Source organism: Hahella sp. HNIBRBA332 (genome assembly GCF_030719035.1).
GTDB lineage: Bacteria > Pseudomonadota > Gammaproteobacteria > Pseudomonadales > Oleiphilaceae > Hahella.
Map to the genome: position 1 here is coordinate 5,452,796 of NZ_CP132203.1, position 20,688 is coordinate 5,473,483.

Sequence of the window (20,688 nt, forward strand, 5' to 3'; positions counted from 1 at the left end):
CACGCCATTAACATACGAATATCATTGCTACGCGAATAAATGCTTGGACAGATGAAAGCATAGCAGAGCCCACCCCGAAGCGCGTAAAGGGGGCTATAGGTAGCCCGCCCGCTTGATGGAGAAGTAGCTGTTGATAACCTGCGCGGTGAGCTTGCTGGGAGCGCAATCCACGAAGAACAGACCTTGTGCGCGCAGTTTTTCCTGTAGCTTGTCCCGCTGGCGCAGATAGTCCACCACACCGGCGTAGACCACAGCCTGATCGAAATTGCGAACGTCCTCCGCCAGCGTCCGGTCCAGGGTTTCCTCGCGCAAATTCGCCACCAGCACCAAATGACGCTTTTGCAGCAGGCGACAGGCGTTGATGATGTCTTCGCTGTCCTCTTCTCTCAAGTTGGTGGTGAGCACCACCAGGGAACGTTTGCGGTAGCGCTGCATCAACTCGCGGGCCGCCTCCAGATAATCCGGCGCGGATTTATCCGGATAGAAGTCGTAAAACTGGTTGATCAGGCGGTTGATATTGGTGGCGCCCTTGATCGGCGACGCATGCTTTACTGAAGCGCCGAAACTCATCATGCCCACCGCGTCGCCCTGGCGTAAGGCCACGTACGACAACATCAGCAAACAGTTCAGGCAGTGGTCGAAGTGCGTACTGACGCCATCCTGCGTCAACATACGACGGCCGCCGTCCAGCAGCAGTATGACCTGCTGATCTCGCTCGTCCTGATACTCCCGGGAAATCAGTTTCTGGCGGCGAGAGGTGGCTTTCCAGTCGATCTGCCGCTGTGAATCCCCCTGCCGATATTCCCGCAACTGGTGGAAATCCATGCCTTCGCCGCGACGCGGCTTGCGGCGGATGCCCATCTGGCTGGTGTGATTGTCCGTGGCCAACAACTGGTAGCCTTCAATGGAAGCGAAATCCGGAAACACCTTGGCGGAAGTTTCCACGACATGGGTCTGACGCAACAGCCAGAATCCCGCCACCGAACGCACGCGGACTTCCGCCCGGGTTAACTCCAAGGGGCCGCGGCGACGGGGCCGCAGTCGATACTCCACTGTCGTGCGGTGACCCGGCTCCATTGGCACAACCAAAGGCAATCCTTCGAACTCGCAATCCACCGGAAGATGGTCATGCACTTCCAGCGTAGCCGCGTAAGGAAAGTCATGGGTAATGGTGAGTTTGACGGGAATCCACTGGTCCAACGCCAGATTGTGGCGAATCTCGCGGTGAATCTGCGCCGATGGCAGACGCCAGGACACGAACAGGTCCGCCGCCAGCAGCAACACCGCCACCGTCGCAAGCCCCATCAGCACATAGAAAAAGCCTTCGCCGACCTCACTACCTGGCGCCGGCAGCCAATCGCCGTCGCCCGTCCACAACTCATAGCCCTGCCAGCACAGCAGAGCGAGCGTGACGACGAGTCCGCAGTAGAGTAACTGCGGACTGGGTTGCACCCCTCTGCGTCTCATTTACGGGGGGCCTCAATCTCTTCCAACATACCGGCGAGGAGTTTATCGACGCTGACGCCTTCGATCTCCATGTCTGCGGACATCAGTAAGCGATGACGCAGCACCGCCGGGGCCAGTAACTTGACGTCATCAGGCAGAATATAGGGACGCCCTTCCATCAACGCCCGCGCTTTCGCGGCGCGAATCAGGTTGATGCTGCCGCGCGGACCCGCGCCGCGGGCGACGCCCGGCCACTCGCGAGTAGCGCGGGTAATGCGCACCGCGTAATCCACCACCGCGTCATCCGCCAGGATTTGCCAGGCCGCCGCCTGCCAGGAGCCGACTTCTTCCGGCGTGGTCAGGGCGCTGACCCGGGCCAGATAATCCACCTTGGCGCCGCGGCTGTCATTGACCTGACGTACGATGGAGGCTTCGTTCTCCGCGCTGGGGAATTCGATCAGCAGCTTCATGATGAAACGGTCCAGCTCCGCTTCCGGTAGCGGATAAGTGCCTTCCTGCTCGATCGGGTTTTGCGTCGCCAGCACCATAAATGGCGTAGGCACCGGGAAAGAGGTTCCGTCGATGGTGACCTGGTATTCCTGCATCACTTCCAGCAGCGCCGCCTGGGTTTTAGCGGGTGCGCGGTTGATCTCGTCGGCCAGCAGCAGGTTGGTGAACGCCGGCCCTTTGCGGATTTTGAAGCTTTGCGTTTCCATGTGATACATGGAGTGGCCGGTCACGTCGCTGGGCATCAGGTCGGGAGTGAACTGAATGCGACCGAATTTACCCTGGAAGGTTTTCGCCAGCGCCCGCACCAGCAGCGTCTTGCCCAGACCGGGAACGCCTTCAATCAGCACGTGTCCGCCGGCCACCAGGGCGATCAGGGTATGTTCGATAATATCGGACTGCCCCACTATCGCCTTTTCCAGCTCAGACTTCAGAGTCTGTAGTTGCTGGCTGATGGATTGCAGTTGGGATTCTTCGATGTGGGCTTCACTCATAACTTATCCTTTATTCGCTTCAACGCTCGAATAATATTGACAAAACTTACCGGATCATTGGGTATCGGGCCGAACAGGGCCGCTTCCACCGCTTGTTCATTCATTTGAAAATGCTTGGCCAACTGGGCGATCTGAACGGATTGCTCCAGCCGCGTGATATGCTGCAGTCGCTTGGAAATCGCCTGCCAGGTTTCCGCTCTGACGCTTTCCACCAAGGCCTGCCCTTTATCCATACGCCACAGGAAACGAGCGCTGGCGGCGATGTGCTCAAGAATCTGACGCTGGGTTCCCGGCTCTTCATCCCGCAAGGGGCCGAAGCGCATGCCCCGATACCACAGCCATAAAAACAGCGTCAGCGCCCCTACCGCGATCGCCGCATAGAAGTGACGCCAGAGCACGGACCCCAGACTGGGAAAGTCCCGGTTGTAATAGAAATGCATGGCCCCGCTGTCTCCCGGCGCCATTTGCCACAGCATGTAGGCATGGTCCTGGCAGCCGATGGCGAAGTTCTTCCACATATCCAGGCTGACCATGTATGTCACCATGCCGTCGCCGTATTCGTACTGCAGCATGCGCGAGGCGCCGTCCGGGCCAACGGAGGCGTATAGATAATCGTCCTGGCCATAGAGCGTATCGTTGGAAAGGAAGTGCACGCCAATGGTGTTTTCATCGCCCTCAAACGAGAATTCCGCCTGGGGATACAGCATGGGGCACAGGTCCTCTTGCGTGATGCCGACGTATCCGCCAATGGTGCTTATGGCTCCCCACAGCTCCTCGTCGAAATCGCCCTGGCCGTTGCGCTCCACTTCCACCCCAAACTCTTCGAAAATCGGGTCCTGGATTTTGTCCATGCCCTTGAGGTAGGGGTTCTTCGCCGTCACCATCAAGTGACCGCCTCGCTCCACCCACTCCAGCAAGGTTTGCGCCCGCTTCTGTGACAGAGAGCCGTATGCATCCACCAGCACAATGGCGTCGTCCGTAGGGGTTTTCAGCGCAAAATCCGGGTTGTCGAAGTCACGGAAGCTGGGATTGCTCTCCAGCTTATAGCCGCGTTTTTCAATAAATATCTGCGCCGCCAGGAAAGGCTCCCGCCGGGCTTTCTCATTCGGTCCCAGATCGCGCTCGTACTCGATCCACTCCAGTCCCTGATACCAATAGACGCCCAAAGCCACCAGCACCAAAACAGCGATGGCGATACCCATAGCGGCGAAGGAATTACTGCGCTGCATGGTCGCCTCCTTCCCGCTCCACATCAAACACGTCGCTCCAGCCCCGGCACAGCTCCTGAAAACGCTCGGCAGTGGGCAGTTCGTGGGCGTAGGCCAGATGCTGCCAGACCCGGGTCAAAACTGCGAAATAGTCGCTGAGTGCGCCACCCTGACGCCGCTTCACCATCGCCACGCAATCCCCTTCCGTGGCGCCGCGATTCAGACGCAAACCGTGGCGATGCACCAAACGGGACAAACCGCCGCGGTATAACAGACCCAAGGCGTCGCGATGACGCCCTTGCTCCCACAGCGTCCAGGCTTCGTCGGCCAACTGTGGCGGCAGTGACTCTTCACGGATATCGAGATCAAACACATGGGTCGGCTTGCTCTTCTCCTTGCGCTCGATGCGAGGCATCCATGACAGCGCCAGGATAGAGTCCCGATAGCGATACAACAGGTATAAAATCAGGCCAATCAACGTCGCCCAGATCAGCAGTTTGAAGATCTGAGCGAAGTATTCGCCAAAGGAAAAGTCAGCGCTTTTGAAGTCGTCCAGTTGCTTGTCGCGTTTTTCTTCCTGACGGTCTTCCCATTCTTTCCAGAATTTGGGCGCCTCTTTCTTGACGATATTACGGAAGTCCGAACCTTTCAGAATCTTCTCGATATCTTCTTTCGCCTTGTCCGGGGTCAGCGCGGATCTTTCCGTGTCCCAGCTTTGACTGTCCGCCGTTTCAGCCTGCTCTGTCGCCGTCTCCGCACGCACAGAACCAGAGGGTGGAAGCGCCAGGGCGCCCAACGCCAATACCAGGCACAACGCCTGAGTCACTCGACGCGCAGCGCCGCCCTCACCAGAAGGAAACGCCCCTTGACGCTCTTCCAGACGTTGTCCCAGCTGACGGAAAATCAGCTCCAGGTCCCAGCCTTCCAGCGTGATGCGACGATTCAGGTACAAAGCGAAGCCGCTGGCGGCGTATATAGGTCCCACCAAAGCCATGCCGACGAAGTAACATGCCGTGTACAGCGGCGCAGCCTCAAAAAGGGTCTCCCACTCCAGTTGCACGCCTTGCGGGATGAACATGACAACCAGTCCCACAGCGGCGAGCATCAAAAAGTTCTCCAGATGCACGCCAACGATAGTGACCCAGAAGCTAACAGACGCAGCATTATCGCGATGCAGCACCGTCATACGCTGCTGACGGTTTTTGCCTTTCAGGCCTTCCAACTGAATGACAGGCAAATCGAACGAACGGGTCGGGCTGAAGCGCCGCCAGGTCAGCGTGGCGAAACATTGCAGAAACATCAGCTTCGGCGTTTGCCGCAGAGTTTCCTTTATCGTCGGAGGCGCGCCAAACACGGCGCGACTCAGAAAATACAGTTGCCCGCGTTCGAAGAGCGGCTTCACCCACCACACGGCGATACTGACGTAGTTAATGTCATCAATCAGTAACCAGCACAACGCCACCACCGGCGTCATCGTCAACAGCCACACCACGTAAAGCTGTTTCCACCAGCGACGCACAAACTGACAACCCAGATCCACCGCTTCGTAGTGGTCCCGGGGACGTAAACGGAAATTGATATTAGCGGGGTTCACGCACCCTCCCGCTGAAAACGAAATAACAGGTCACCAACGCCCACATCACTGCGCCAACGCTATATTTCACTGCCGCCGGCATGGTGTGATCCGACGACCAGAACGCTTCAATAAAGGCGGCGATCAATAACATGCCCACCATGCCAAACAGAATGGGCGTACACGCCTTCGCCGACCGCTTCAGGGATTCCATTCGCGAGAGATTGCCAGGAGACAGCAGAGAAAAACCCAGCTTAATGCCCGCCGCCCCGGAAAACACAATCGCCGTGAGCTCAAAGGCGCCGTGGGCGATAACGAAGGTCCAGAACGGCTCGGTGTATCCAATCTCCGTCAAGTGTCCAGCGACGGCGCCCATATGAATGCCGTTGTAAATCAAAAAGAACAGACTGCCCAGGGTATAAAGAATACCAGTGGCGAAAGTGCGGAAAGCAATACCGATATTGTTATAGATGTAAAACCCGAACATCTGCACGTCAGTAGAGGCCTCTCGCGGTCGCCCCAAACGTTCCGAGGTGGGATCGTACATCGCTTCGTAGGAAGCGACGTCGTGCGGGTCCAGCACCAGATTCACCAAATCCGGCTGCAGTTTGATAGCGACGATCAGTAAGATGAACGGCAGATACAACAGGGCGCTGGCCAACCAGACATAGTGCTGATTGGCGCGCACCGCCTGGGGGAAGTCATAACGGATAAACCCCAGAAAACTCAGCCAGAAATGACTGGGGCGACGATACAGCATCTGATGTCCGCGCAGCATCAAGTCATTCAGATAGGAAACCAGATGCGGCGAATAACTGCGATGACGCGCGACGGACAAATGCTGACACAGTCGCCGGTAGGAGCTGGCGAAATTGCGATAGCCTGTTGTGTCGCCTGTCTCCAGCTTTTGCAGCAGTACTGCGTACTCGCTCCAGAAGTGCTGCTGTTGGCGCTCAAATACGTCCTGCTTCACTGCCGCTCCTCAGGTGGTTGCGCGATGGATGATGACGACTCCGGCGCGAAAGGCTCCTGCACAGGTTCGGGACCCGGCGTTTTACCCAGCAGATAGTTCGCCATCTGATTGAGATTAACGACCGCCATCTCGTCTTTTTCGTGATGCAACGGCTCCAGAATGTTGGCCAGTTCCTGACGACGCGCCTGGGACAGCACGCCAGCCCGTTGCGCAAATTGCACAATGGCCTTCTGTTCTTCCGGCTTGAGAGGAACGCTCGGCGCCCGCACGCCCGGCTCCGCCAGCGCCGTCAGCGCCTCTGCGCGACGCGCTCTGACTACGACCGTGCCGGCGGCGATATCGCCCAGACGCTTGAATTGCTTGTTGCACATCATGGACACCAGTCCCAACGCGTAAAACACTGGCAGTATGTCCGCCGCTCGCAGAAGATTGCGCAATAATGAGGAAGAAAAGGTAATGGGCGCGCCGTCATCGTGTACGACGATAAGATTCATCCACTTCTTGCCCGGCGTTGCGCCCCGGTATACCTCAAACAGCACCGGGTAAAACCACTCCAGCACAAAGTAAATAATCAGTGCGATGCCGTAACCGGCTTCTCCAAGGATAGACAGGACAATCATACAGGCCAGGACAACTCCCAGCCGAATGAAGAAGTCGGCCATGTACGCCAGCGCGCGGGAAAGCGGCCCGGCGGGAGTGAGATCGAAGTCCACGCCTTCCGGCGTTTCTATTGCGATGGAAGTATCCAGCATCCCGGCTTAATCACCTTACTGAGGAGTACATCAAAAAAGGCCCCGTATTTTACAGTAGTTGGCGGACTTGCATAGCCCAACAGGCGTCTTATACAGTCCAACAGGCGTTTTTAAGTGTTGCGTTCAGGCCGGAAGGCCTGTTCAGGAACCCGCCGCGCCGGAATCCAGCAACTCTCGCTCACGGGTGCGGCCCCTGTTGAAATTCAGCTGCGAAACTATCATGCCGGCCAGCATAAGACCACATCCGTAAATGGCTTTTTCGTCCAGAACTTCCTGCAGCATCAGCCATCCGCCCAGCACCGCGAAAACCGTCTCCAGGCTGATGATGATGGCGACCCGGGTGGCCGGCGCGTGCTGCTGGCCGATCACCTGCAAAGTATAGGCGATTCCCACGGACATGAAGCCCGCGTAGGCGATTGACCAGGACGCGCCCCACAGCCCACTCCAGGTGGGCGTTTCTATGGCGAACGCCACGGCCCAGCTCACTATTCCGCAGACCAGAAACTGCAAGATGGAAATATGCAAGGGATTAAAACGGGGAGACAGCCATCCGATCATCAACACATGTCCCGCCCAGAAACCGGCGCCGATCAGTTGCAGGGAGTCGCCATAGGAGACGGTAAAGTCTTCGCGCACGCTGAGATAAAACAAACCGATGACGCATAATACCGCGCCAAACCATATTTTGGCTTCGGCGCGCTGTCCCCAGCATAATGCGAACATTGGCACCAGGATGATATATAGCCCGGTTATGAAACCCGCCTTACCGGCGGTAGTGTACTGCAGCCCCACTTGTTGCAGCGAGGCGCCGGCGAACAGAAAGAAGCCCGCCAGACAGCTTCCCAGCAGCAAACCTTTGGCCTTGGGTTTGGCCGGAGCCACCCGCTGCAGGCGCGGCAATATGATGAGCAGGGGAATCAAGGACAGACCGCCGAGCACAAAGCGGGCGGCGTTGAAAGTGAAGGGACCGACGTGCTCCATACCCGCCACCTGGGCGACAAAGGCGAACCCCCAAATCGCCGCCGCGACAATCAACATCGCTTCCGAACGATACGCGCCGACTCTCATCAACTACCTCCGTAATCCCCAGGGAATATTTAAAAAGTCCAAAGGCTGCAAACAAACCGCCGATTGTATCACAACCGCCTTAAATGGCAGACTTGCCGTTAACAGGCTGAGGCCAAATAACAAGGGATTTCCATGCAACTTTTTTCCAACGATGCCAAAAAACCCAGAGTGCTGGTCACCGGCGCCAGCGGCTTTTTAGGCGCGCACATCTGCCGGGCGCTGAATCAGGATTACGACGTGCTGGCGCAGAGCCATCATTTGACGCTGCCGGAAGATCTGGCGCCGTTTCGAGTGCGGCAGGATCTGTGCGACGCAGCGCTGACGCAGGCCATGTTCCGCAATCTGAGGCCGGACGCCGTGATCCATGCCGCCGCGCTGTCCGATCCCAATACCTGCCAGCAGCAACCGGAACGCTCTCTGCAAGTGAACGTGGAGGCGACGCGCCTGCTCGCCGCCCTGTGCGCGGAAAGAAATATTCCGCTGCTGTTCACCTCCACCGACCTGGTGTTCGACGGTCGTCAGGGCGTATACCGGGAAAGCGATCCGGTGAACCCCATCAATCGCTATGGCGAGCACAAGGCATTGGCGGAGGTGTCGATCCGCGAACTGCATCCCCTCGCCACCATCGTGCGCCTGCCCTGGATGTTCGGTCTGGGTCTGCTCAAGCCAAGCAGCGTGTCGCAATGGCTGGAGCGACTGCGTCAGGGTGACGCGCTCACCGGCTTTATTGATGAATATCGCTCCGCGGTGGACTACGTCACCGCCGCCCAGGGCATCGTGCGCTTTTTCCAGATGCAGCAGGGCCTCACCCTGCATTTGGGCGGCATTGAGACCGTCTCGCGCCATCACTTTCTAAAGGCGCTGGCGCGGACTTTTGGGCTTGATGAAGACCTGATTCAGGAGCAAAAACAAAGGGATGTCATCATGCCGGCCAAGCGCCCCCGCGACGTGAGCCTGGACAGTCGCCGCGCCAGGGGACTGGGCTACAAGACCCCGTTCATGGATGAAATGTTGGCGGAGTTGCGCAACATTTAGTCACTTATAAACGCAAATCTGCACAGATTTCACACCTTCCGTACAAGTCCAGTTGCAAAACCGTTACGGAATTCCCCTGTTGCGCCGGTCATACTGGGCGACAGGGGGGACCTTTAATGATCGCCAAAAATTGCCAAGCCTGGGTCGACTTTCTGAGCCGAGTCGAATTGCCCGTACTTTCTGAAACCATGCGGGAAATCAACGAGCTCACCGCTACCGGCGACTGTTCCGTACAGCAGCTGGCGGACGTCGTTTTGAAAGACGCCGACCTGACTTCGCAAGTCATTCGTCAGTCCAACACCGCCTTTTATAATCCATCCTGTCAGCCGGTGAGCACCATCAGTCGCTCCATTATGCTGTTGGGCTTCGAAACCGTACGCTCAATCGCCGTTTCCTCTCTGGTGATTGACGCGCTGTTAAGCAAATCGCCGCGCATCCATTTACAGAAAAGTCTGGCCCGAGCGCTGCATGCGGCGGTGCAGGCCAAGCGTCTGCTGGGCAAGTTTACGCCCTCGCGCAGTGAAGAGATTTTTATCGCCGCTTTGCTCAGCAATATCGGCGAACTGGCGTTCTGGTCCTGTCGCACGCCGCAGGCGGACGCCCTTGACGAGCTGCTGGTGCGGGAAGAGCCGGTCACCGCCCAGAAACAGGTTCTCGGGGCCACCTTCCCCGCCATCACCCGCGGTCTGGTGGACTGTTGGAAACTGGGGCCGCTGCTGCAGGCGGTGGTCAGCGGCGGCAAGGCGGACAACCAGATGGTGACGCTGATCCGCAGTATCGTTGGACTGGTGGAAGAGGCCGAACAGGGCTGGAATTCCCCCACATTGCGGCAATCCATCAACCATGTCGCCTCGCAGTTGAACGAACAGCCGGACAACCTGGAGCAGCGTCTGAAAACCAATGCTCAGGAGGCGGCAAAAATCGCCGCCGCCATCGGCATGAAACAGATCGTCAATCATATCCCCGGACATAACGCCCGCTACGCAGGCGAGCAGACGCCGCCGCAACCCGCGGATCCAACGTTACAGTTGCAGATTCTGCGCGATCTGTCGGTGATGCTGACGGAAAAACCCGACATCAACTTGATACTGATGACCGTAGTGGAAGGCCTGCACCGCGCCGTCGGCCTGACCCGCGTGGCGCTGCTGATGACCGACCGCAGCCAGAAACAGCTGGTTGCGAAGAAGGTGCTGGGGCCGCATACGGATCACTGGAAAGAAAATTTCTGCGTCAATCTGGACTCGGATAGCCTGCTCGCCGCCATGGCGAAAGCGCTGCAAAGCGGCTGCTTCACCAATGCGGACGATCCCGCCTGGCGGATTCTGCGGGGACCGGACTTCGACCGCCTGATCGGACGCACGCCGAGCATGTTCACGCCGTTACGCGTGGGCCCGCGCATTGTCGGGATGATTTACGCCGATAACGCGGACTGCCGCACGCGTCCGTCCCCAGAGCAGTTTTTTTCCTTCTGCCACTTTACCCAGCAGGCTCAACTTGGCTTGTTGCAGTTATCCGAGCAGTCGCAAAGCTCTAGTTCTTAAAACGGGTCACCAGTTCATACAGGTTGGCGGCCACGCCCCGCAGCTGCTCGATGCTGGCGGTGGACTCTCCCGCCGCCGTAGAGCTGGACTCCGCCAGATCAGAGATATTCACCACCTGTCGGTTAACCTCCTCCGCCGCCTGCGCCTGCTGTTCCGCCGTCGCCGCCATTTGAATCGCCATACCGGCGATAGCGCTGACGGCGTCAGCGATGCCGCTCAACATGGTTTCCGCTTCAATCATCTTCTCCAGACCCGAGCCCGCGCTGGCCTTACCCCTCTCCGCCACTGCGACGGAACGCTGCGCCAACGCAGTGAGCGTTTCAATGATCTGGTGGATCTCTTTAGTCGATTCCTGCGTGCGCTGGGCCAGATGCCGTACTTCGTCGGCCACCACGGAAAAGCCGCGACCTTGCTCTCCCGCCCGCGCCGCCTCAATGGCCGCATTTAACGCCAGGAGATTGGTCTGCTCCGCCACCTGATTGATCATCTGCGCCACCTGGGCGATTTGCTTCGACTGCGACGCCAGCTCCAGCACCGCGCCGCCGATTTCCTCCACGACGCCGTGCAATCCTTCAATCGCCCGACGCGTACCCACCGCCACTTCACGGCCATTCCTGGCCAGTTCGGAAGACTCTTCCGCTTTGTCCGCGGTTTCCTGTACGTGCTCCGACACGGAGCTTATGGCGCTGGTCATTTGCTGCATGGCCGCCGCCACTTCCTGGGTTTCCCGCTGTTGATCACGCAGGCGTTCTCTCGCCATTTCCGCCATATGCAGCCCCTCTCCCGAGCGTTCGAACAAGCGGGCGGATTCCGCCTCAATACGGGTCAATACCGCGTCCAGGCGCGCTTTCAGGCTCATGATCGACACCGCCAGCGCCCCCTCTTCCGGGTCGCCGTCGGTATAAGACAGCACCGCCAGTGGATGACTGAATGAGCGCTCCAGCAGCTTTTGCAGCGTAGCGACCAGATGCTTGCGCCGGTATGCGGCCATACCGGCGCAGAGCAACATAAGCGCCAGCAGGGCCGGCCCCACCCAACCGGACACGGCGCCCATCATCCAGACGATCAAATAAGCCAGGGTCGCAGCCACAGGCAACACATATTCCAATGGCGGCGGACGCCAACTCCGCGCTTTGCCTCCTTGATTGATCTTGCGGTACAAGGCTTCCGCCCGTTCAACATCTTTGCGGGCGGGACAAGTGCGCACCGACTCATAACCGACCACCCGGTTATTCTCCGTCACCGGGGTGACGTAGGCGTTCACCCAGTAATAATCACCGCTCTTGGCCCGATTTTTCACCAGCCCCATCCAGGGCTTTCCCGCTTGCAGACATTCCCACATCACCTTGAACGCCGCGGGCGGCATATCCGGGTGGCGGATCAGGTTATGCGGTTTGCCGATCAGCTCCTCTTTGGAATATCCGCTGATCGTTACAAACACATCATTGCAATGGGTAATGACGCCTTTCAGGTCCGTGGCGGACACCAGCTTTTGCTCCGGCGTCAGTTTGATCTCTTTCATTGTGACAGGAAGGTTCTTTCGCATAGTCGCACCTTCAGTTGCATTCATTTCTCAAACGTTTTGCAAGGTATAACTGTTTTTCAAAATACAACTATAGCAACTGACTTCAATCAGGCGGGTTGGAAGCGCGCGCGATACTCTGTCATGGTCAGGCCGGTGGCGAGTTTGAACAGCTTGCGAAAGGAACTGGGGTCTTCGTAACCGACATCCCAGATAATCCGCTCTACAGGCGTTACGCTGGTTTCCAGCATTTCTCTGGCGCGCTGGATGCGAAGTTGTTGCACGTACTGCAGCGGCGACATCCCCAGGGCTTTACGGAAACGCCGTTGCAGGGTGCGCTCGCTGACCCGCGCCACAGCTGCCATGTCTTCGAGGGCGACCTCCTCCGCCATGTGCTCCTGCAGCCACAACTGTAATTTGCGCACTGCGCCATCGCCATGGGAGAAATCCGGGGCGAACAATTGATAATACTGCTGGCGACGGGGGCCGGTATCCACCAGAAAGAACTTGCCCAGATTCATGGTCAGGGAGGCGGACGTCACCCGTTGAATCATGCGCAGGCCCAGATCCATCCAGGCGCTGACGCCGCCTGCGGTGACGATGTCGCCCTGATCCACCAGCAACTCGTCCTCCACCAGCTCAACCTGCGGGAACATGGCCTGAAAATCCCTCGCCAACCGCCAATGGGTCGTGGCCTTGCGGCCATCCAGCAAACCGGCGCCCGCCAGGGCGAAGCTGCCGGCGCAGGCGGACGTCATGATAGTTCCATGCGCATGCAACGCCTGCAATCCGGCGGTCAGCGCCGGTTCGCGCCAATCCACCGCCAGGGCGTCAAAGCAAGGCGGTACGATCAGCACATCCGGCGCCGCCTGCAACGCCTCATGCAAAGGACGGGAGGCCAAACCCGGCTGGCTGGCGTCTTCTCCTGTGCGCCAGAAACTGATCCGCAACGCTGGCCAATGGGGCGACGCCGCCTCACGCCGATATTCTTCCGCGACGGCCAACAAGTCTTTCAGTCCAAATACCGCCGACTGCATGGAGGTGGGATAAAGCAGCACGCCCACCTCGTAGCGTTTGATGCCTGATTGGGTTTGCGTCATGTCGTAATCCACCCCGCATTTGTCGTTTACGACATCAGCATAGCGCGCCCCCTGTCCCTAAGATAGTCCTCAACCTGATCAGCCAGAGCCAAATCTCCGGCGATGCAGGCCCACTGACCCGATACCCAATTAGCCCCAAAACCAACTGGCGCCATAGACTGTAAAAGGAAACCAACATGACTACGAACAAGCTGCCCGCGATCAACCTACCCAATACGGCATTGCTGTTGATCGACATTCAGAACGACTACTTCCCCGGCGGCACCATGGAGCTGCATCAATCTGAGCAGGCCGCCGCGAAGGCCGCCAACGTATTGCAGGGATTCCGACGCGCCGGCTTGCCGGTGATTCACATCCAACATGAAATGATTGGCGACCGCGGTTTCTTTCTCCCCGGCTCGGAAGGGCAAAAGATCCATGCCTCCGTCACCCCTGAAGCGGATGAAACCGTCGTCGTAAAAAACTATCCCAGCAGCTTTCTCCGCACCGAACTGGACCAGCTGTTGCAGAACCAGGAAATCAAACATCTGGCGATCGTCGGCATGATGACGCACATGTGCGTCAACACCACCGTGCGCGCCGCTGTGGAGCATGGCTACGGCGTCACCCTGATCGGCGACGCCACCGCCACCCGCAACCTTGTCCTTGACGGAGAAAGCATCCCCGCGGAGCAAGTGCAACGGGCCATGCTCGCCAGCGTTATCGGCTTCTTCGCCGAGGTCACGACGGCGGATGGCTTCCTGCAACAACATAACCTGATCTAACTCCCTGCCCTGTAAGAAAAAACATAAAACCGGGCTGTCTGTCACATTCAGACGGCCCGGCCGCATTTTCCGATTGCAATGCCGCCGCTTTTCGTTACCTTTGCCGCCGTGATGGAGATAGACGCCGCCTATGGCGGGCGTTTTTCGGTATGGACAGTTCACGGGTCGCCTGCAGATTACTTTCCCGAATGAAATTTCCCAAAAGCCGTAAGTCTTTTACCCGTTTCCCCTTTAGCGTGGGGAGGTAGCCGCAGCAAGCGCGCAAACTTGGCCGGGCCGACTCTTTTCCTGTTGGAGCGTCGGCGGCGGGTAAGGACGCCGGCCCGAATTGCAGCCTTGCAGTTTGTCCGGAATGCAGGGAGGCAGGCGGGGAAAAACGCCAGGGCTCGCCGGAGTGCGGGCGTTGCACGTTAAACGATTAAGAGGCCGGGCCGAAAGGCTGCGGCGTTTGGCGTCGTTTCGGAAATCAGCAGCGTGGCTCAATTGAACTGCAGTTTAAGTTCGCACGAGGAGAAAACCCATGAATAAGAAAACGATCCTTCTCTCATTAGCGCTGTGCTGGCAAAGCCAGGCCGTTTCCGCCGGCGAGGTCGAGGTATTGCATTATTGGACCTCCGGGGGAGAGGCCGCCGCCATCGACGTACTGAAGGATCTGGTGAAAAAACGCGGACACGCCTGGCGCGACTTCGTGGTGCCAGGAGGCGGCGGCGAGAGCGCTAACGCCGAACTGAAAAAACGCGTGATCCAGGGCGATCCGCCCGCCTCCGCCATGGTCAAAGGCCCGGATATCGAACGCTGGGCCAGATTGGGTTTTCTGCAGAATCTGGACGAGCTGGCGCAAAAGCAGCATTGGGATGAAAAGCTTCCCCCCGTAATCGCGGACGTCGCTAAATTTCGCGGCCATTACGTCTCTACCCCGGTGAACGTGCATCGGGTCAACTGGATGTGGATCAACAAACGCATCCTCGATGACGTCGGCGTCGCCGTTCCCACCACCTGGGAAGAATTCGAAGCCGCGGCGAAAAAGATTCAGGCCAAAGGCTATCCGGTCATCGCCCATGGCGATCAATCCTGGCAGGACGCCACCGTATTCGAGTCCGTCGCGCTGGCGGTGGGCGGCGAAGAGTTCTACCGTCTGGCCTTCGTAGAGAACGACTACGGCGTCATTAAAAGCGACACCATGACCAAAGTGCTGGCGCAATTCCGCCGCTTGCAGCCCTATTTCAAAACCGACTTGAAAAGCCAGGATTGGAACGTCGCCACCCAGGCGGTCATCAACGGTCAGGCCGCGTTCCAGTTTATGGGCGACTGGGCCAAAGGCGAGTTTGAAAAAGCGGGCCAGAAAGCCGGTAAAGATTTCGTCTGCGCACCCATGCCGGGCACGTCCAACCAGTTTCTCTACAACATCGACACACTGGTGATGTTCCAGCTCAAATCCGCAGACGCTCAAGCCGCACAGCAGGACTTGGCGGACGCGATCATGAGCGAGACCTTCCAGAATGTGTTCAATCTGAAGAAGGGCTCCATCCCTGCGCGCATGGATGTCAGCCTGGACCAGTTCGACGACTGCGCCCGCCTGAGCCGGAAAGACTTTCTGGCGGCGGAGAAAAGCGGCGGCTTGCTGCCCAGCATCGCCCACGGTATGGCCACCACCGCGCGGGTGCAGGAAGAGTTTTACGCCGTGTTGCATGAGTTCCTGCACGATCCAGCGATGACGCCGGAAAAAGCCACCGTCACATTGGCCAAGCGCATGCGCTACGGCTCCTACGCCATCAACTGACGCCCACGACGGCGACGCTGCCTCTCAGCGCCCCCAGGGGATGACCCTGGGGGCGTATTTTTAACTTTTTCACGCCGACCTGCGCCCCCAGCAAGGAGGATAAGAGCGCGCCATCTCCTCCAGGGGGGATTTTAGGGGGGAATTTCGCCACCTGGATTTAAACGCCCACCGTATAAACTACGTAACCCATTGATTAACAAATACAATATGACGCCAGCGCGGCTTGGACGACTGCTTGGTGGGCGTCGCGCATTGCCTATAGCATAGCTCCACCACACGCACTCAAAGCAACAACAAATATAATCAGAAAGGCGTACCTCTATGAAACGTTGTTTTACATGGAACTGCAGGCAAGGCGTCAACGCCTTGCTGGCGTTAACACTTCTGGCCCTGTTCGGCTGCTCCAACGGGGGCGGCGACAAGGGCGACGGCTCCTCGAACGGCGACGACGGCCTCTACACCCCCACCGCCTCCCAGGCCGTTATTTACTACAAACGCGAAGACAACAACTATGAAGGCTGGGGACTGCACCTGTGGAACGCCTCCGGCGCCGCTTTCAGCCCCGGCGACTATATCAGCGGCGGCGAAACCAGCTGGTCCAAGCCGCTGCCCGCCACCGGCGTGAGCACAAAATACGGCACCTATTACGTGGTGGATTTCGACAACGCCGCCTGGTCCTCCTTCAATCTGATCATGCACAAAGGCGACGACAAGGATCTTGGCGGCCAGGATCATACCTACAGCAAAGCGACCCTGGGCGACGACGCATTTTCTTTCAGCGGCGTGGCCGTGCTCTACCCTGACCCGCTGGAGAACCCTCCCGTCGCATTGGAAGGCGCAAAAGCCCATTGGCTGGACGCCAATCTCATCGCCTATAACGGCTCCGGCAGCGTGCGTCTGTATCACTCCGCCAGCGCCGCGATTACCGTGAACGCCACCACTGGCGAGCTGAGCGGCGGCGAAGCGATTGAACTGACGTCGGCCAGCCTGAGTGATCAGGTCAAGGCCCGCTTCCCGCATCTCGCCTCTTACAGCGCCTGGGCTTTGCCCGACTCCGCCGACGCCAAAGCGTTGCTGAAAGAACAACTGGTCGTGGCGCAATTCAGCGCCGGCGGCGAATTGCGCGGGGCCACGCAAGTGCAGACCCGTGGCGCGCTGGACGCGTTGTATGCGGACGCCGCAGCGGATGCGCAACTGGGCGCGGTCACCGCCGGAAACACCACCTACAAACTCTGGGCGCCCACCGCGCAAAGCGTCAAAGTGAAACGCTACGACGCGGATAAAAACCTGCTTGCCGCCGACGCCATGACCGCAGACCCCGCCAGCGGCGTCTGGACCTTCGCCAGCGATCAGAACGACAACGGCCGTTACTACCGCTATGAAGTGAAGGTCTACCACTACCAGACCGGCGCTGTGGAAACATTCGATGTTACCGACCCCTATTCGCTCAGCCTCTCCACCAACAGCGAATACAGCCAAGTGGCGGATTTGAGCGACGTCGCCCTGCAGCCAAGCGGCTGGAGCGCCGACGCCGATACCTCCGCTTACGCCGTGTCAGCGCCGGAAGACATCATCATTTACGAAACCCATGTGCGCGATTTCAGCGGCGCGGATAAGAACGGCACGGCCGCCTATAACGGCAAGTTCCTGGCCTATACCGAACCCGGCCGTGAAAGCATGACGCACTTGCAGGCCTTGAAAGACGCCGGCTTGACCCATGTACACCTGCTGCCGGTCTTCGACATCGCCACCGTTGACGAGCGCAGCGGCTCCCGCGCCGATCTGGACAGCACCAAGGCGGAGTTTTGCGCCCTTAACAGTGCGGCCGCTCTGTGCGGTGACGGAACCGTAGCGGACTCCGCTACGTTGCGCAGCGTACTGGAAGCCTGCGATCCCGCCACCGGCTGCGCCCAGGCCTTGATGAACGATCTGCGCGCGCTGGACAGCTTCAACTGGGGCTACGATCCCTACCATTACACCGCGCCGGAAGGCGGCTACGCCAATGACCCGGAAGGAGCGTCGCGCATTCTGGAGTTCCGTCGCATGGTGAAAGCGCTGCATGACATGGGACTGAATGTCGTCATGGATGTGGTGTACAACCACACCAACGCCGCCGGCGCGGCGGAAAAGTCAGTGCTGGATAAAATCGTTCCCGGTTATTATCAGCGTCTGAATCCGGAATCCGGCGCGGTGGAGAACTCCACCTGCTGCTCCAATACCGCCACCGAGGCCGCCATGTTCCAAAAGCTGATGGAAGACTCGCTGGTGGTGTGGGCGCGGGACTATCACATCGACTCTTTCCGCTTCGACCTGATGGGTCACCATCCCAAAGCCGGCATTGAATCCGCCCTCGCCAAAGTGCGCGCCGTGCGCAGTAACGTCTACTTCTATGGCGAAGGCTGGAACTTTGGCGAAGTGCAGAACGACGCCCGCTTCGTCCAGGCCACGCAGCTCAATATGAGCGGCAGTCAGATCGGCACCTTCACCGACCGTCTGCGTGACGCAGTCCGCGGCGGCGGCCCCTTCGATTCCGCCGACAGCCTGCGCGCCAACCAGGGCTTCGCCAACGGGCTGTATACCCTGCCCAACGAGTTCAACAGCGGCTCCGACACGGAAAAAGCCACCCTACTGGGCCTGACCGATAATATTCGCGTCGGCATGGCGGGCAACCTGACGGACTTCGTGCTGGTGGACGCCTCCGGGGCCACCAATGTCGGCTCCAACCTGGATTACAATGGCCAGCCCACCGCCTACGCAAAAGATCCGGCGGACACCATCAACTACGTTTCCAAGCACGACAACCAGACCCTGTGGGATAACAACCAATACAAGGCCGCTACGGACGTCAGCGCCCAGGATCGCGTACGCATGCAAATGCTCGCGCTCAGCATTCCTTTGCTCAGTCAGGGCGTGCCGTTCCTGCACATGGGATCGGACATCCTGCGTTCCAAATCCATGCAGCGCGATAGTTACGACTCCGGCGACTGGTTCAATAAAGTGGACTTCAGCTACGCCGACAACAATTGGAACGTCGGTCTGCCCAGAGAAGACAAAGACGGCGCCAACTGGCCGCTGATCCAGAATGTGATCGCCAACGTCAATGCGCAGACGTCCACCGCACAGATCACTGACGCCGCCGCCGTATTCCGCGACTTCCTGCGCGTCCGCAGCGGCAGCAAGCTGTTCCGTCTGGAGAACGCCGCCGATATCAAAGCGCGAGTAGACTTCCATAATGTGGGTTCAAGCCAGATTCCCGGTCTGATCGCCATGTCCATCGACGATGGAACCGGCCTGGCCGACCTGGACCCCAACCATGACGCCATCGTGATCATCATCAACGCCAGCGGCGCGCAGCAAACCATCGCCGTCCCCGGCGCCAGCGGTTTCCAACTGATCGACGCGCAGGCGTCCGGCGCCGATCCTGTGGCGGCGGGCGCAACAAGCAGCGGCGACAGCTTCACCATCCCCGCCCTCACCAGCGCGGTCTTCGTCAAACCCCAGGGCGCGTCGCAAGGCGCCGGCCTGCCGGTGAATTACGGCAACAAAGACCCCTCTGCGATTCCACCGTATGGCGCGACCACGGTATACCTGCGCGGCGACATGAACGGCTGGGGGACTGAAACACCCCTGACGTTCAGCAGCAATGGCGACTATATCGCCACCCTGACCCTGGCGGCGGGCAGCTACGGCCTGAAAATCGCCGATGCGGACTGGGCGGCCATCAACTTCGGCGGCGGCCTGACGCTAACGCCAGGGGAAACCGCCGCGCTCACTGCAGGCGGCGATAACCTCAGCCTGACCTTGACGGAAGAGGCCCAGGTCACCTTCCGCTTTAACGCATCCGACAAAGATGCGACCACACTGACCGTGACCACTGCCACTGTGGCTGATATGAAGTAACCTCTTCAGACAAGCCATTCATTCCATCCGACGCTTGACGCCAGCAATGGCTCAAGCGTCGGTTTGCTTTTTGAGCCAGCCAGCCACTTCGTTTCCTCAAGCTTTTTTCCTCGCCCCTTATTCGTTTACTTGACGCTATGCCTTTTAGTCCATTGAAGGCGACGGCTTTCTCCTAAATACTGCGAGTCACCCTGTCTCGATAGTCAAAGCCAATGAATAAGTTACCTATCTGCCTCTTGCTGATCTCCATGTCGCTTGTCGCCGCCTGTGGAGAAAAAGCGGCTTCGCCAGAACCCGAAATCTATCTATTGCCTGATAATTTTGTAGGTAAGTTTTATATCCTGTTTAACACGCCTGCAGGAGAGCCTGTCAGATATGAGAAAAAGAGTCGGGTTTATGAAATTCCCCCATCAGGCGTTTTGCTAACCCAAGGGGAACTTAACGAAGGTTGGATAGCCACAGAAGACGTAAAATATTACTACGTCGGGGAAGACGGCCAGCGCGTAGAAATTAAAGGCAGATGGACAACGAGCCTGCATGATACGCCAGAAAACAGAAACGACCCTGAGCTTACGATTTTTGGCGGCGGCGTTGGGGTTATTTCAGACCCAAGCATTCCCTGCAGCGTGACATACCAGTCTTACTATGTCGGGTTAAAAGCAGACGTGCTGGAGGGAAAAAATCAGTTTGGATTAGAAGAGTATTTGGATAAACACCCATTCCAGTGCCCATAGTATTTTCTTCTTTCAATGCGATCGGGGAAACCAGGGTCTTAGAAAAACGTAGGTTGGATAAGCAACGCGCCATCCAACGCCCCGTTTTTCACAACCGCCAACTTAATACTGACTTGGGAGCGAATCACTGGCTGGTCAGCCGCGTTGGAAGGCGCTTCGCTTTTCCAACCTACATTTTTTCGAGCTGCTTCTTTTTCCCGACCTACTTAAGAAAGCACCGCCCCTTTAGCCGACCTCTTCAGGAAGTCGTTTCATCTTGTCTCACCCCTTCGCAAAAGTAACAAGCTGTCT

The 20,688-nt window shown here is 58.3% G+C and carries 15 protein-coding genes; 6 read left to right on the forward strand and 9 right to left on the reverse strand.

The annotated features are described in order from the left end of the window. Nucleotides 1-93: 93 nt before the first annotated feature. The 7 genes from O5O45_RS24120 to O5O45_RS24150 form a co-directional block, all read right to left on the reverse strand. Nucleotides 94-1,467: a DUF58 domain-containing protein gene (locus O5O45_RS24120; protein WP_305901867.1), complete on the reverse strand. Its 1,374-nt coding sequence runs from the start codon at nt 1,465-1,467 to the stop codon at nt 94-96. Then, entirely contained in the window at nt 1,464-2,447 is a 984-nt protein-coding gene (locus tag O5O45_RS24125; RefSeq protein WP_305901868.1) for an AAA family ATPase, read from the reverse strand. The genes O5O45_RS24120 and O5O45_RS24125 overlap by 4 nt, the downstream gene beginning before the upstream one ends. After that, entirely contained in the window at nt 2,444-3,676 is a 1,233-nt protein-coding gene (locus O5O45_RS24130; RefSeq protein ID WP_305901869.1) for a DUF4350 domain-containing protein, read from the reverse strand. The genes O5O45_RS24125 and O5O45_RS24130 overlap by 4 nt, the downstream gene beginning before the upstream one ends. Further along, nucleotides 3,663-5,249 carry a DUF4129 domain-containing protein gene (locus O5O45_RS24135; RefSeq protein WP_305901870.1) on the reverse strand — a complete coding sequence of 529 codons (1,587 nt, stop codon included), beginning with the start codon at nt 5,247-5,249 and terminating at the stop codon, nt 3,663-3,665. Before O5O45_RS24135 ends, O5O45_RS24130 begins: the two co-directional genes overlap by 14 nt. Next, nucleotides 5,236-6,201 (reverse strand): stage II sporulation protein M, encoded by a 966-nt coding sequence (locus tag O5O45_RS24140; protein ID WP_305901871.1) that lies wholly within the window; start codon nt 6,199-6,201, stop codon nt 5,236-5,238. Before O5O45_RS24140 ends, O5O45_RS24135 begins: the two co-directional genes overlap by 14 nt. After that, a complete protein-coding gene (locus tag O5O45_RS24145; RefSeq protein ID WP_305901872.1) occupies nt 6,198-6,953 on the reverse strand; it encodes an RDD family protein in 756 nt (251 codons plus the stop codon). Before O5O45_RS24145 ends, O5O45_RS24140 begins: the two co-directional genes overlap by 4 nt. Nucleotides 6,954-7,094: 141 nt before the next feature. Then, nucleotides 7,095-8,021 carry a DMT family transporter gene (locus O5O45_RS24150; RefSeq protein ID WP_305901873.1) on the reverse strand — a complete coding sequence of 309 codons (927 nt, stop codon included), beginning with the start codon at nt 8,019-8,021 and terminating at the stop codon, nt 7,095-7,097. Nucleotides 8,022-8,153: 132 nt separating this feature from the next. Between O5O45_RS24150 and O5O45_RS24155 the strand changes: the two genes are divergently transcribed. Both O5O45_RS24155 and O5O45_RS24160 read left to right on the forward strand, forming a co-directional pair. Beyond that, a complete protein-coding gene (locus O5O45_RS24155; protein ID WP_305901874.1) occupies nt 8,154-9,056 on the forward strand; it encodes an SDR family oxidoreductase in 903 nt (300 codons plus the stop codon). A gap of 116 nt (nt 9,057-9,172) precedes the next feature. After that, the gene (locus O5O45_RS24160; RefSeq protein WP_305901875.1) at nt 9,173-10,597 is read left to right on the forward strand and encodes an HDOD domain-containing protein; all 1,425 of its coding nucleotides are present in this window, start codon (nt 9,173-9,175) and stop codon (nt 10,595-10,597) included. Here O5O45_RS24160 and O5O45_RS24165 read toward each other — a convergent pair. Next, a complete protein-coding gene (locus O5O45_RS24165; RefSeq protein ID WP_305901876.1) occupies nt 10,587-12,143 on the reverse strand; it encodes a methyl-accepting chemotaxis protein in 1,557 nt (518 codons plus the stop codon). The genes O5O45_RS24160 and O5O45_RS24165 overlap by 11 nt on opposite strands. Before the next feature lie 86 nt (nt 12,144-12,229). Then, nucleotides 12,230-13,219, reverse strand: coding sequence for a GlxA family transcriptional regulator (locus O5O45_RS24170; protein WP_305901877.1), 990 nt, complete (start codon nt 13,217-13,219; stop codon nt 12,230-12,232). A gap of 176 nt (nt 13,220-13,395) precedes the next feature. Here O5O45_RS24170 and O5O45_RS24175 point away from each other — a divergent pair, with 176 nt between their 5' ends. The 4 genes from O5O45_RS24175 to O5O45_RS24190 all read left to right on the forward strand — a co-directional run bounded on the left by O5O45_RS24175 (nt 13,396) and on the right by O5O45_RS24190 (nt 20,397). Next, nucleotides 13,396-13,983 carry a cysteine hydrolase family protein gene (locus O5O45_RS24175; RefSeq protein ID WP_305901878.1) on the forward strand — a complete coding sequence of 196 codons (588 nt, stop codon included), beginning with the start codon at nt 13,396-13,398 and terminating at the stop codon, nt 13,981-13,983. 520 nt (nt 13,984-14,503) lie between these two features. Beyond that, nucleotides 14,504-15,763, forward strand: a complete 1,260-nt coding sequence (locus O5O45_RS24180; protein ID WP_305901879.1) for an ABC transporter substrate-binding protein — start codon at nt 14,504-14,506, stop codon at nt 15,761-15,763. A 321-nt stretch (nt 15,764-16,084) separates the two neighbouring features. Continuing rightward, complete coding sequence (pulA, locus tag O5O45_RS24185) at nt 16,085-19,663, forward strand: pullulanase-type alpha-1,6-glucosidase (RefSeq protein ID WP_305901880.1); 3,579 nt, start codon at nt 16,085-16,087, stop codon at nt 19,661-19,663. Between the two features lie 212 nt (nt 19,664-19,875). Then, nucleotides 19,876-20,397, forward strand: a complete 522-nt coding sequence (locus O5O45_RS24190) for a DUF6843 domain-containing protein (RefSeq protein ID WP_305901881.1) — start codon at nt 19,876-19,878, stop codon at nt 20,395-20,397. The last annotated feature ends 291 nt before the right edge of the window (nt 20,398-20,688 follow it).

Excerpts from the sequence above, each read along its gene's own strand:
- O5O45_RS24130 (WP_305901869.1), bottom strand. The coding sequence starts at position 3,676 with ATGCAGCGCAGTAATTCCTTCGCCGCTATGGGTATCGCCATCGCTGTT.
- pulA (WP_305901880.1), top strand. The coding sequence starts at position 16,085 with ATGAAACGTTGTTTTACATGGAACTGCAGGCAAGGCGTCAACGCCTTG.
- O5O45_RS24165 (WP_305901876.1), bottom strand. The coding sequence starts at position 12,143 with ATGCGAAAGAACCTTCCTGTCACAATGAAAGAGATCAAACTGACGCCG.
- O5O45_RS24155 (WP_305901874.1), top strand. The coding sequence starts at position 8,154 with ATGCAACTTTTTTCCAACGATGCCAAAAAACCCAGAGTGCTGGTCACC.
- O5O45_RS24120 (WP_305901867.1), bottom strand. The coding sequence starts at position 1,467 with ATGAGACGCAGAGGGGTGCAACCCAGTCCGCAGTTACTCTACTGCGGA.
- O5O45_RS24125 (WP_305901868.1), bottom strand. The coding sequence starts at position 2,447 with ATGAGTGAAGCCCACATCGAAGAATCCCAACTGCAATCCATCAGCCAG.
- O5O45_RS24190 (WP_305901881.1), top strand. The coding sequence starts at position 19,876 with ATGAATAAGTTACCTATCTGCCTCTTGCTGATCTCCATGTCGCTTGTC.
- O5O45_RS24170 (WP_305901877.1), bottom strand. The coding sequence starts at position 13,219 with ATGACGCAAACCCAATCAGGCATCAAACGCTACGAGGTGGGCGTGCTG.
- O5O45_RS24160 (WP_305901875.1), top strand. The coding sequence starts at position 9,173 with ATGATCGCCAAAAATTGCCAAGCCTGGGTCGACTTTCTGAGCCGAGTC.
- O5O45_RS24150 (WP_305901873.1), bottom strand. The coding sequence starts at position 8,021 with ATGAGAGTCGGCGCGTATCGTTCGGAAGCGATGTTGATTGTCGCGGCG.
- O5O45_RS24180 (WP_305901879.1), top strand. The coding sequence starts at position 14,504 with ATGAATAAGAAAACGATCCTTCTCTCATTAGCGCTGTGCTGGCAAAGC.
- O5O45_RS24145 (WP_305901872.1), bottom strand. The coding sequence starts at position 6,953 with ATGCTGGATACTTCCATCGCAATAGAAACGCCGGAAGGCGTGGACTTC.
- O5O45_RS24175 (WP_305901878.1), top strand. The coding sequence starts at position 13,396 with ATGACTACGAACAAGCTGCCCGCGATCAACCTACCCAATACGGCATTG.